Origin of the sequence: Paracoccus sp. (in: a-proteobacteria) (assembly GCF_030536915.1) — a bacterium.
In the GTDB taxonomy this organism is placed as follows: domain Bacteria; phylum Pseudomonadota; class Alphaproteobacteria; order Rhodobacterales; family Rhodobacteraceae; genus Paracoccus.
Map to the genome: position 1 here is coordinate 1 of NZ_JAUNPC010000071.1, position 11,776 is coordinate 11,776.

The 11,776-nt window shown below is 69.9% G+C and carries 13 protein-coding genes; 8 read left to right on the forward strand and 5 right to left on the reverse strand.

The window, feature by feature from the left end:
* Positions 1–520: 520 nt before the first annotated feature.
* Positions 521–1,309: a hypothetical protein gene (locus tag Q4F04_RS11590; protein WP_303369984.1), complete on the reverse strand. Its 789-nt coding sequence runs from the start codon at positions 1,307–1,309 to the stop codon at positions 521–523.
* Positions 1,310–1,339: 30 nt separating this feature from the next.
* On the opposite strand from Q4F04_RS11590, the gene Q4F04_RS11595 reads away from it, so the two are divergent.
* From Q4F04_RS11595 to Q4F04_RS11610, 4 genes are all read left to right on the forward strand, one after another.
* Positions 1,340–2,038 (forward strand): DUF1003 domain-containing protein, encoded by a 699-nt coding sequence (locus Q4F04_RS11595; protein ID WP_303369985.1) that lies wholly within the window; start codon positions 1,340–1,342, stop codon positions 2,036–2,038.
* A gap of 119 nt (positions 2,039–2,157) precedes the next feature.
* The gene (locus Q4F04_RS11600) at positions 2,158–2,733 is read left to right on the forward strand and encodes a PepSY domain-containing protein (protein ID WP_303369986.1); all 576 of its coding nucleotides are present in this window, start codon (positions 2,158–2,160) and stop codon (positions 2,731–2,733) included.
* Between the two features lie 60 nt (positions 2,734–2,793).
* On the forward strand, positions 2,794–3,468 hold the full coding sequence (locus tag Q4F04_RS11605; protein ID WP_303369987.1) for a response regulator transcription factor: 675 nt from the start codon (positions 2,794–2,796) through the stop codon (positions 3,466–3,468).
* Positions 3,465–4,790, forward strand: coding sequence for a HAMP domain-containing sensor histidine kinase (locus Q4F04_RS11610; protein ID WP_303369988.1), 1,326 nt, complete (start codon positions 3,465–3,467; stop codon positions 4,788–4,790). The genes Q4F04_RS11605 and Q4F04_RS11610 overlap by 4 nt, the downstream gene beginning before the upstream one ends.
* Positions 4,791–4,926: 136 nt before the next feature.
* Here the strand turns inward: Q4F04_RS11610 and Q4F04_RS11615 are convergent, their stop codons facing one another.
* Genes Q4F04_RS11615 through Q4F04_RS11625 form a run of 3 tightly spaced genes read right to left on the reverse strand, consistent with a single transcriptional unit; the run spans position 4,927 to position 7,594 of the window.
* Positions 4,927–5,706 (reverse strand): glycosyltransferase family 2 protein, encoded by a 780-nt coding sequence (locus tag Q4F04_RS11615; RefSeq protein ID WP_303369989.1) that lies wholly within the window; start codon positions 5,704–5,706, stop codon positions 4,927–4,929.
* A complete protein-coding gene (locus Q4F04_RS11620) occupies positions 5,703–7,322 on the reverse strand; it encodes a glycosyltransferase family 39 protein (protein WP_303369990.1) in 1,620 nt (539 codons plus the stop codon). The genes Q4F04_RS11615 and Q4F04_RS11620 overlap by 4 nt, the downstream gene beginning before the upstream one ends.
* The gene (locus Q4F04_RS11625) at positions 7,319–7,594 is read right to left on the reverse strand and encodes a lipid-A-disaccharide synthase N-terminal domain-containing protein (protein WP_303369991.1); all 276 of its coding nucleotides are present in this window, start codon (positions 7,592–7,594) and stop codon (positions 7,319–7,321) included. The genes Q4F04_RS11620 and Q4F04_RS11625 overlap by 4 nt, the downstream gene beginning before the upstream one ends.
* A gap of 102 nt (positions 7,595–7,696) precedes the next feature.
* Between Q4F04_RS11625 and Q4F04_RS11630 the strand changes: the two genes are divergently transcribed.
* Together Q4F04_RS11630 and Q4F04_RS11635 are read left to right on the forward strand one after the other, a co-directional pair.
* Entirely contained in the window at positions 7,697–8,356 is a 660-nt protein-coding gene (locus Q4F04_RS11630; protein WP_303369992.1) for a response regulator transcription factor, read from the forward strand.
* Complete coding sequence (locus Q4F04_RS11635) at positions 8,353–9,681, forward strand: HAMP domain-containing sensor histidine kinase (protein WP_303369993.1); 1,329 nt, start codon at positions 8,353–8,355, stop codon at positions 9,679–9,681. The genes Q4F04_RS11630 and Q4F04_RS11635 overlap by 4 nt, the downstream gene beginning before the upstream one ends.
* A gap of 116 nt (positions 9,682–9,797) precedes the next feature.
* Here Q4F04_RS11635 and Q4F04_RS11640 read toward each other — a convergent pair whose 3' ends face one another.
* Complete coding sequence (locus Q4F04_RS11640; RefSeq protein ID WP_303369994.1) at positions 9,798–10,199, reverse strand: ATP-binding protein; 402 nt, start codon at positions 10,197–10,199, stop codon at positions 9,798–9,800.
* Here Q4F04_RS11640 and Q4F04_RS11645 point away from each other — a divergent pair.
* Complete coding sequence (locus tag Q4F04_RS11645; RefSeq protein WP_303369995.1) at positions 10,192–10,824, forward strand: AcvB/VirJ family lysyl-phosphatidylglycerol hydrolase; 633 nt, start codon at positions 10,192–10,194, stop codon at positions 10,822–10,824. The two genes, Q4F04_RS11640 and Q4F04_RS11645, sit on opposite strands and share 8 nt — an antisense overlap.
* A gap of 723 nt (positions 10,825–11,547) precedes the next feature.
* On the forward strand, positions 11,548–11,776 hold a 229-nt coding region (locus Q4F04_RS11650; RefSeq protein ID WP_368660723.1), incomplete at its 3' end, for a calcium-binding protein.

Here is an 11,776-nt window from a genome sequence, read left to right on the forward strand (position 1 = left end):
GTGCCATGATCCGTCCCTCTCTTGCCCGCTCCGGCTTGCGACAAACCCCTGTAGGTACCTGCTTGTCGGAGTCAGATTTCTGCGGGATAGTCGTGACGGAGGCAAGGACTGGCAGGCGCCATCGCAGTCCGGCATGCCGCCTTGCGACAATCAGGTGTTTGTCGTCGGTCCGATCCGCTGCCCTCGCAGGCAGGTGCGCCTGGCCGGGGTCGGCGTTGTCTCCGCGGTCGGCCGGAGAAGCCGCCGCATGATGAGGTTCGAGACGGACCCCGCCATGTCTCGAAGCGCAATTCGCCGTCAGCCGATTGCAGCGCGCATATCGCGGTGGTCCTTGTGTCTCACGTCCCGGTGGACGCACCCGCAGCTCGCAAGCAGCGGATCTTCCGGCAGCCGCCTGCGGTTCGGCGGTCTGCTGTTCCTTCCGGTTCATGCCGGCACAAGCCTTTCCGCCTCGAACGGCTGCCCGCTCCGCCACATGGCGTGCAGCCCCGGCGGTTTGGCGCTAGGGCTGCCGCGGCCGTCAGGCACGGCGCGATTGTTCGAGATCGACGCGGCTGATCGCCAGCCAAGCGACGAGGACGAGGATGGCGGCAAGGAACGCCTCGGTCGTCACGGCCGTGCCAAGGCCCAGACCGCCGTTCGCCACCGGCTGCGACAGGAAGTCGCCGAGGCTCGCGCCCAAGGGCCGGGTCAGCACATAAGCCGCCCAGAAGGCCAGGACCGGCCCGATCGCCCCCGCGCGCCAAGCCGCGAAGATCACCGCGATCCCTGCCCCGAACAGCAGCGCCGAGGGCAGGTAGCCCAAGGCCAGCCGCTCGGCCATCAGATCGCCCGCGGCCGTCCCCAAGGCGAAGGTGAACAGGATGGCGAGCCAGTAGAAGCTCTCCCGCGCGGGTGTGTCGATGGAATGGATCGAAAGCGTGCCTTCGCGCGCGTACCAGACCGCGAAGGTGGCGATCAGCGCCACGGCGAAGACGGCGGACGTGACGGTCAGGGGCACGCCGAAGCTGTCGACCAGGCTGTCGGTGATCAGCGTTCCCACGATCGAGATCAGCGTCACCGCCGGCCAGTAGACCCAGGGCCGGTAACGGTCGGTCCTGAACTGCAGGCCCAGGACAATCGCCAGCACCGCCGACATCAGAACCGAGGTCAGCGGCAGGCCAAGCCCCATGCGGAAGATCAGGTAGTCGGCCCCGGTCTCGCCTACCGTCGTGGCCATGATCTTGATGGCCCAGAAGGCGGCGGTCACTTCGGGAACCTTGTTGAAGACGCCCCCCGTCGCCGGGGTGGAGGTCAGAGCTCGTGTCATGATGGCCCTCATCTGTGGAAAGGTGCTGCCATGACGATGGATTGCGCCCGGCAAATGACGGGCACCTCGGGCCGGGGTTACGTTTCCGTAATGTCTGCCGGGACGCGCGGCCGTTATCCTGCCGTCAGCGGCGGCAACTGCGCATCAGGCGTCGCACGACCCGATCAGAAGGACGGTGTGATGAGATCGATACCAGAACTTTCAATCCGCTGGCTCAAACTTCATCCTGACGCCCTGACGCGCGCGCAGCGCAACGTCCTGGAACACACCGTCGAGCGGCAGCCGGTGACGCGCGACACCAACGAGGCGTACCGGAGCCGGCTCTCCTTCGGCGACAGGCTGGCGGACGGGATGGCGCGCACCGGCGGCTCGTGGGGCTTCATCGCCAGCTTTCTCGTGTTCCTCGTCCTCTGGACGCTCGGCAATCTCTGGCTCGCCACGCGCGCCTTCGATCCGTACCCGTTCATCTTTCTCAATCTGGTGCTGTCGATGCTGGCGGCAATCCAGGCGCCCGTCATCCTGATGTCGCAGAACCGCCAGGCCGAGCGTGACCGCATCGACGCCGCCCACGACTACGAGGTGAACCTGAAGGCCGAGATCGAGATCATGGCCCTGCATGACAAGCTCGACCAGCTCCGCAACGAGCAGATCATCGCGGTTCTCGACCGCATCGAGGCCCTGGCCGAGGACGTCCGGCGGCTGGAGCGGGATCAGCGGACGGCGCCTTGAGGCCAGGCGGCCCGACATTACGCACAGGTAATCCCCTTGCGATTTTGCCGTCAGACCAGCGCTCCATCTTCCCCTTCACCGGCAGGCAGGAAAGCCGCCGTGGATAAAGGAGAACGAGCATGAAACGCAGCATCGTCACGCTTCTGGCCGGGGGCATGGTTTCCGCCGCCGCCCTTGTCGGGGGCGCCGCCCTCGCCGGCAGCGACCATGCGGGGGATCAGGCCGAGATCGCGCTGTTCCAGAACGCGGCCCACGACATCCGCGCCGCCATCGCGGCGGCGGAAGGCGCCACCGGCGGCAAGGCGGTCGAGGCGGAGTTCACCGAAGAGGACGGCGCCCCCCTGTGGGAGGTCAAGACCGTCGCCGGCACCACCCGCGCCGAGGTCAATGTCGATTCCGCGACCGGTCAGGTCGTTCATGCCAAGGACAAGGACGACAACTCCGGAAGCACCGCCGCGGTCACGCCCGAGATGCTGGGCGCGCCACTGGCCGACCTGGTCACGAAAGCCGAGGCCGAGGGCGGCGGCAAGGTCATGTCGATCGACTGCGAACATGGCAGGACAGCCGGGATCGAGGTCGAGATCGTGAAGGCGGACGGAAGCGTGCATGAGTTCCTCATGAACTCCGCCGATGGCAAGCTGACCCCGGTCGTGGCAGGTCAGGATGGTGACGAGGGCGGCGAAACCGACAACTGACGCGCCGGTGCGCCGCGCCGGCCCCTGTTTTGCGGGGGTCGGCTGACGAACGGGGAGATCATGCGCATCCTGGTGATCGAGGACGACCGCACCACCGGCGACTATATCCTGCAGGGCCTGAAGCAGGAGGGGCACACGGCCGACCTTTGCCGCAGCGGCCGCGAGGGGCTGATCGCGGCGCAGACCAACGACTTCGACGTGCTGGTGGTGGACCGGATGCTGCCCGATCTGGACGGGCTGTCGCTGATCCGCACGCTGCGCGCGGCCAAGAACCTGACGCCCGCCATCTTCCTGACTGCGCTTGGCGGGGTGGATGACCGGATCGAGGGGCTGAACGCGGGCGGTGACGACTACCTCGTCAAGCCCTTCGCCTTCGGTGAACTGTCCGCCCGCATCAACGCGCTGGCCCGCCGCCCCCGGATGCGCGAGGCGGAAACCGTGCTTTCGGCGGGCGACCTGCGGATGGACCTGATCCGGCGGCGGGTGACGCGCGCCGGGATCGAGATCGACCTGCTGCCGCGCGAGTTTGCGCTGCTCGAATGCCTCATGCGCCGCAAGGGTCGGGTGCAGACCCGCACCATGTTGCTGGAGGCGGTGTGGGATCTCGGCTTCGATCCCCAGACCAATGTGGTCGAAAGCCATATCTCGCGCCTGCGGGCCAAGGTGGACAAGCCGTTCGACACCGAACTCATCAGGACCGTGCGCGGCGCGGGCTACCGGATCGAGGAGGCATGAGCCACTGGCGCGAGGTTTGGCACACCACGCCGATGCGGCTGACGCTGCGGCTGGTGGCGCTGTTCGTGGCCGCCAGCCTGCTGGCCTTTGCCACCGCATGGTGGCTGGCCAGCAGCGCGCTGCTGGACGCCACGGAAACTGCACTGAACCAGCAGATCGCCGAGCTTGCGGCCGCAGGTCCGCCCGAGGCCGTGGCCCGCGCGACCGCCGCCGCCGCGGCCCGCGCCGACGGCGAACATCTGATCCTGCGCTATGACGGGCCGAGCGGGAGGGTCGGCAACTACCTCGGCCCGCTGCCCCCCGGCAGGCTGCGGCAGGCCGAACTGAAGGAGGATGCCCAAGGCATCGAAGGCCCTTACGTCCTGCGCAGCATGGACGTGGCCGGCGGGCGGCTGACAGTCGGGCAGGATGCCGGCGCCTTCGAGGAGCTTCGCGAGATCTTCACCCGCGTGCTGGTCTTCGCGATGCTGCCGACGGCGCTCGTGGTGCTGGCCGGGGGCGTGCTGATCGCGCAGCGATCAGCCAGCCGGCTGACCTCGATCGAGGAGACGCTGGCGCGGCTCACGGCGGGCGAACTGTCCGCGCGTCTGCCGGTGCTGCCCGGCCCGCCCGACGACCTCACGCGCGTGGGCGCGGGCATCGACCGGCTGGCGGCAGCACAGGAGGCCTCGGTCGCCGCGCTGCGCCAGGTTTCGGCCGATATCGCCCATGACCTCAAGACGCCGATCCAGCGGCTGGCGGTGCTGCTGGATCGGGGGCAAGCCGAGGCGCCGCAGGTCAAGGTGCTGGAGCGCGCCGGGGCCGAGATCGCAGGGATCGTGGCCACCTTCGAGGCGCTGCTGCGCATCGCCCAGATCGAGGGCGGCAGCCCTCGCGCCCGCTTCACCCCCGTCGCGCTGGGACCGCTGGCCGCAATGATGGTCGAGCTTTACGAGCCCGCCGCCGAGGAAAGCGGCCACGCCCTGACGCTGGCCCTGCGCGCCCCGGCAACGATCCGGGGCGACCGCACGCTGCTTGGGCAGGCGCTTGCCAACCTGCTGGAAAACGCCTTGCGCCACAGCCCGCCTGGTCCCGTTGCGCTGACAGTCGAGGGCGCGACCCTGACCGTCGCCGACTGCGGCCCCGGCATTCCCGAGAATGAGCGGCAGGCCGTGCTGCGCCGCCTTTACCGGCTGGACCGCAGCCGATCCACTCCCGGCAGCGGACTGGGCCTGTCGCTGGTCGAGGCCATCGTCAAGTTGCATGGCGGCACGATGGAACTGTCCGACAACACGCCGGGCCTGCGGGCAACCGTCCGCTTCGACAGGGCCACGACATTGTAGCCGCCCCTCGGCGTCATGCCGATGTCGCGCGGATGATCCACTCAACGCCCCTGTTCGGATTCCCCGAGCCACCTTTTCCTTGCAGATTTCAGGATTGCGGATCCATGACGAGCCCTGAAATGATCTGCCGGTGCCCTCAGCCCGCGATCCGGCGTGCCCCGAGACCCGCAGGGGCGTCGTCCCGGATACTGTCCTCTGCCGCATGGCGGGGCGGGCCTGCGCGGCGGATCAGCCAGGCCGCGCCCAAGAGGTCCGGGATCCCCACCAGCCCGCGCGAAAGCACCCCGTATTTCGAGGTGCCGCCCCGCCTTTCGCGGTGGGTGACGGGGACGGTTTCCACGCGCCAGCCCTCGCGCAGCATCATCGCCGGCATGAAGCGGTGGATGTGGTCGAACCACGGCAGCTCCAGATAGGCCTCGCGCCGGAAGGCCTTGAGCCCGCATCCCGAATCCCGCACCCCGTCGCGCAGCAGCGCCCGCCGGATCGCATTGGCCGCACGCGAAGCCAGGCGCTTCAGCGCCGTGTCCTTGCGTCCGATCCGCTCACCCTGCACCAGCCCCAGCGCGGCGCTGCCGGCCTTCGCGAAGGGCGCCAGCAGCGCCGGGATCTGGTCGGGCGGATTCTGCCCGTCGCCGTCCAGCGTCACGATCAGCGCGCCGCGTGCCGCGCGCACGCCCCGCCGGATCGAGGCGGACTGGCCGCAGGGCCGGTCGTTGCGCAGCGCCAGCAGCCAGGGATGGCGCGCCTGCAGCGCCGCCAGCGCATGGGGGGTGCCGTCGGTCGAGCCGTCGTCGATGACGATCGCCTCGAAGGCGCGGCCGGCGAGAGCCTGGGCGATCTCCTCGATCAGCGGCCCGAGGGCGATGATCTCGTCGCGGGCGGGGATGACGACGCTGATATCAGGATGCGCGGTCATGGCGAACTCTCCGGTCGGGGGGCGTCGGCGGCGTGCCAGACGGCATAGGGGGCGTTGCGGAAGGGAATGGTCTCATGCGGCGGCCAGTCGGGGTGATCGCGGTCCAGCCGGGCGACGATGACGCCCGCCGGGTGCTCGGCCTGCCATGCCGCCAGGTCCGCGGCCGTGGCGGGCGTCGCCACCGGCGCGGTCAGGCGGCCGGCAAAGTTGAACTCGGCATGATAGCTCTGGCCGTAGAAGGCGATGCCCGCGGGCTGGAACGGGGCGATCGCGGCGGCGATGCGGTGGGTGTCGTAAAGCGGGCGGGTGGCGGTGAGGCCGACCAGCAGGTTCAGCGACAGGACCGTCCCCAGCGTCAGCACCGCGCCGCCCGCCAGCCCGCGCAGCCGCAGGGAGGCAAGGCAGGCGGCCAGCGCCAGCAGGCAGGCGGCCACCGGCACCGCGCGGGGCTGAAGCAGCGCCTCGGCCCGGCCCAGAGGCACCAGCCCGGCCGCAATGGCGATCCCGGCCAGCGCGCCTGCGGCCACGACCAGCGCCGGAACCCGCAGCGGGAAGCGTCCGGGCGACAGCCGCGCGACGACCAGGGCCGCGGCGGGCAGTTCGGGAATCAGGTAATGCGCCTGCTTGCCGCTGATCAGGCTGAACAGCAGAAGCCCCGTGCCCCCCCAGACCAGGCAGAGCCGCAGCCCCGGGTCGCGCCAGTCGGCCCGTGCGCCCGCGCGCAACAGGGCGGGGACGGCGATCCATGGAAACAGCAGCGCCGGCAGCAGCGCGAGCAGGAACCACCAGGGCCGGGCATGGGCGAAGGCATCGGTCACCCGGCCCGCGCTTTGCGTCCACAGGATCGCCTCGCGGTGATCCGGCCCGCCCGTGACGGCGGCGGGCACCACCCACAGGGCGACCAGCCCCAGCCCGGTGCCGATGGCGATGCCCGCGCCCCGCGCCATGGCCCGCCAGGTGATCCGCCCCCCGGACCACAGCGGCGAAAGCGCCAGCGCCGGACCCAGATGGATCAGGATCACCGGCCCCTTGGCCAAGCCCCCCAGGGCCAGGGCAAGGCCCAGCAGCGCCCAGTTGCGCGTCCGCCCGGCATGGACCGCGCGCAGCAGGGCCAGCATCCCGCCGACCGTCGCCGCCGCCAGCGCCGCGTCGAACATCGTCAGCTCGCCGTAAAGCGCAAAGGCCAGCATCCCCGCCAGCGCGAGGGTCGCTGATGCGCCGACCTCTGCCCGGTCCGGCCACAGCCGGCGGGCCAGCCGCCCGGTCAGCAGCAGGCACAGCACCGCAAAACCCGGCCCGACCAGCCGCGCGGCGATCTCGGACACGCCCGTCAGCGACCAGACCAAGTTCATCGTCCAGAACAGCAGGGGCGGCTTGTGGGTGTAAAGCGCGAAGTTCTTCGTCGGCACCAGCCAGTCGCCGCGCGCCCACATCTCCCATGCCACCGCCAGATAGCGCGTCTCGTCGATCGGCAGGGCCGGGCGCAGCAGCACGCCCGCAAGGGCGACGGCGGCGAAGCCCAGCAGGGCGAGGGCGCCCGCATGAGCCACGCGGAGGCGCCGCGCCGCGCGCGGCCGGGGCAAGGGGCCTGCCCGCAGGTCCGATGCGTCACTCACACCGCCACCTCGCGGTTCTTGGCATGGATCAGCGCAAGGTTGCGGGCATAGACCACCAGCCCCATGGCCTGCCCCAAGGTGAAGACCGGGTCATGCCGCCACAGGGCATAGCTGAGCAGCGTCACCCCTCCGGCAAGGCTGAACCACCAGAAGGCCACCGGAACCACGCTTTCGCGCCGGCGCTCCGAGGCGATCCACTGCACCAGAAAGCGCGAGGTGAAGAGAAGCTGGCCCGCGAGCCCGATCCCGATCCACAGGGAGGTCTCTGTCATGTCCGCATCCACCGTCCGAATTTGCCTGTCGCCCGGGGCAATGGGCGGAAAACCTTACGGATTGCTGACGGCGGGCGTAGACAAGGCAAAACGGGGGACCGGATGCGGCTTCTGGTGGTCGAGGACGAGGCGGACCTGGCGCAGGCGGTGGTGGACCACCTGCGCGCGGCTGCCCATGCCGTCGATCACGCGGCGACGCTGGACGAGGCGCAGGCGGCCGTCCGCGCCATGCCCTATGCGCTGATCCTGCTGGACCTGCGCCTGCCCGATGGCGAGGGGCTGGCCCTGCTGCGCGCGTTGCGCGACCGCCGCGACCCGACCCCGGTCCTGATCGTCACCGCCCGCGACCGGATCACCGAGCGCATCGCGGGGCTGGAGGCCGGGGCCGACGACTACCTGGTCAAACCCTATGATCTGGACGAGATGCTGGCCCGGATCAACGCGATCCTGCGCCGCGCCGACGGCGCCCGCGCGCCGGAACGGCGGTTCGGGGGGCTCTGCATCTCGCCCTCGGCCCGGGTGGTGACGCGGAACGGCGCCCCCGTGACGCTGACGCCGCGCGAATGGGCGATCCTCGACCGCCTCAGCCGCCGCCCCGACCAGGTCGTGGGCAAGGCCGAGCTGGAGGACGCCGTCTACGGCTTCGGCGAGGAGGTCGAAAGCAACGCCATCGAGGCCCATGTCAGCCGCCTGCGCGCCAAGCTGGGCCGCGCGGCGGTCGAGACCGTGCGCGGCTTCGGCTATCGCATGGGGCAGGGATGAACGGTCCGGGCAGCCTGTCGCGGCGGCTGGCGCTGCTGACCAGCGCGGGATTCGTGGTGATCTGGCTGCTGGCGGGGCTGGCGACGGCGCTGGTTCTGCGCCACGAGCAGGAGGAGTTGCTGGACCTGCAGCTGCGGGAAACCGCGCGGCTGTTCCTGCCGGTGCTGGCCGAACGCTGGGCCGCCGATGGCGCCGCCGCCGCCCTGCCCCCGGTCAGCAGCAACCCCGACGAGGCGCTGGTCTACCTGCTGGTCGATCCCGCCGGGCGGGTCCTGCTGCGATCCCCCAGCGCGGCCGGGGCGGCGCTGCCCGAGGGCCCGCCCCGGCCCGGCCATGTCCGCACCGCAACCCACGCCTTCCATGTGACCGAGCCGAACGCGGAAGGTCTGGCCGCGATCTATGGCGATCCGCTGCATGAACGTCGCGACGCCTATCGCGAAAGCCTGCTGGCCTTTCTTCTGCCGATGCTGGCGCTGCTGCCGCTGGCCTATGTCCTTGTCGGCCGGATCGCACGGGCGGCCCTGCGGCCCCTGGACCACCTGCGCGCGGAAATCGAGGCGCGGGGCGACGGGCGGCTGGACCCCATCGACGCCGCCGGCCAGCCGTGGGAACTGCGCGCGATCACCGCCACCACGAACGGACTGATGATGCGCCTGGGCCAGGCCCTGGACGGCGAGCGCGCCTTCGCCACCAACGCCGCGCATGAGCTGCGGACCCCCGTCGCCGTGGCCCTTGCCCAGACCCAGCGCCTGCGCGCCGAGGCGACCGGCCCCGCGCTCGACCGCATCGACCGCATCGAGGCCGCGCTGACCCGCATGAGCCGCCTTGTCGCCCGCCTGCTGCAACTGGCCCGCGCCGATGCGGGCCTTGGCGCGGCACCCCGGCCCCATGACCTGCGCGCGCTGCTGGACCATGTCCTCGACGACAGCCGCCGCAACGCGGACCGGGCCGGCCGGCTGCGGCTGTCGCTGCCGGATGGTCCTGTGCTCTCGCCCATCGACCCGGACGCCTTCGCGATCCTGGCGGGCAACCTCATCGACAATGCCTTCCAGCACTCGCCAGCCGGATCGCCGGTGACGGTTGCCTTGACGGAAGAAGGCTGCCTTGCAGTCCGCAATGAGGGGCCTCTTGTCAACGGAAGCGATCTGTCGGGGCTGACACGGCGGTTCCAGAGGACGAACACCTCCACGGATGGTTTCGGCCTGGGGCTGCACATCGCCGACACGATCGCTCGGCAGTCCGGCGGAACGCTGACGTTGCACTCCCCTGCCACAGCGCGGGACAGCGGGTTCGAAGCGCGCTTCAGGGCGCCGAAACCGCGTTGAACCTGTCGATCTTCGGGACCGCCGCAACCCGGTGGGCTGTTGATTGCAGCGCGGGTTTTCCGCGCGGCCCCGGCTTTCCACCAGGGCGCTGCTCGAAGCCTGCTGCACAAGGCCGGTCACAGCGGAAACGCGATCCTGACCAGCAGGCCCGGCATCGCCAAGCGACAATTCCGCGTCGTAAACCGCCGGGATGGCGGCAACGAGGCCATGGCCAAGGTCGCAGCCGTCACTGGTCCGGCTTCGTTCCAGCCGGTAAAGTGGGCGCAGGACGTTGGCGCCTTCGTGTTCGGGGATGCCGGGGCCATCATCACGGACGGAAAGAACCGCCTGCCCGCCTCGCGCTCCAGCGTCACCGTGATCCGGCCGCCGGGAGAAACATGACGCAGACCGTTCTCGATCAGGTTGGCCAGCACCCGGCCCAGCAGGTGGCGGTCGCCGCGAACCGGGAAGGGGCCAGCGCCACTCGATTGCAAGGACAAGCCGGTTTCCGCTCTCCTCGGCTTCCGGCGCATGGACATCCACGATGTCCTCGGCCACCTCGCGCAGGTGCAGGCTGGCGAAGCGTTCGCGGACGCTGCCCCCCTCGATCTGCGCGATCCGGGCGACGGCGGCTGGCGCGACCTCGACAAGACGATCGGCGAGTGGATGGCCACGCAGGGCATCCATGTCGTCGGGCTCGACGCGCTGCGTTACTTCTGGTCGAAGCGCCAGCCGCAGGAACTGGCCAGCGACATCGCGGCCCTTGTCGGGAAGGCCGATCCCTCGGGCAGGCTGCCGGTCCTGCTGATCGGCTATTCCTTCGGCGCCGATACCCTGCCCTTCGCCTGGCCGCTGCTGCCACGCGAGTTGCAGGACCGCACCCGCAGCATCGCCCTGCTGGGGCCGGGGCAGACGACCTCGTTCCAGATCACCGTCGCGGGCTGGCTGGGGATCGGCGGCGATGGCTACGATATCCCGCCCGCCATCGCGGCCCTGCCCGCGGGCCGCGTGCTCTGCGTCCATGGCCGCGACGAGAAGGAGAGCGCCTGCACCAGCGCGGCCCTGAAGGGCGTGACCGACGTGGAAACCAACGGCGGACATCATTTCGACGGCGACTACGAGGCTCTCGCACGGAAGATCCTGACCCTGTCCGATCTGCCTTGATCTGCTTCAGCGTTTCGGCGGCGCGGAAAAGAGGCGCCGGGACCGGCAGAGGCGATCGTCCTGCCCGCAGGCCGCGGCTGCGACGCTGGCGATGTGGTGCCGGTCATTCCGCCGCAAAGGGCCGGCAAGCTGCGCCACCGTCGATCGCCGGCTCTCCTGCTTGCGCGGGGCTGCCATGGCCGTCAGCCGCGGCGCACTTCTTCGAGGCTGCCCGGCTGATCTCCAGCCAGGCGACAAGACTACCCTGCAACTTTTCCGCCCCTCACTCCTTGGGACGACTGTCAAGGCCGGATGCGGCGGATCATGACGGTCAGCGGCACAGATAATGTCGTCCACGCAGCCACAGATTGCCTCGTCATCAACCCGGGAGGGTGACGGATAATCCCAGCAGAACCCGGCCAACCAGTGCGAGCGGTTACAGGCCGTGCAGCGGCAGGGGTAGGCCTGCGCGGCTCGCGCCGACGGGACGACACCATCCTGCGCGCCCGCAGCCAGGTCGACGTTTATGCCCGTGCAGTGGCGCGCGAGGAGGGCTGGCCCCCGTTCCCGCTGGTCGTGGACCTGGCTATGTGACCAAGGTTCACGTCGACTTCTTTGCACGATCCCGCGCAAAAACAACGCTCGGATGCGGCGAATTCCACGCTTCCTACCACGCTCGCATCTACGGCCTCCGGTCATCAATAGCGTGCAGTCCGCACATGGCGGCAAGGCAGGAGATACGAGATGGCCAACATCACAGGCAGCAACGGCGCCGACACGCTTATCGGCACTCTCAACAACGACTTGATCAATGCATTGGCCGGTAATGACCTCGTCCGCGGGGCAAATGGCGCCGACGTGCTCCTCGGCCGCGACGGCAACGATGTGCTCCTGGGCGATCGGGGCGCCGACAGGGTCTATGGCGGCAACGGCAACGACCGGATGATCTGGAACAACGGCGACGGCTCGGACC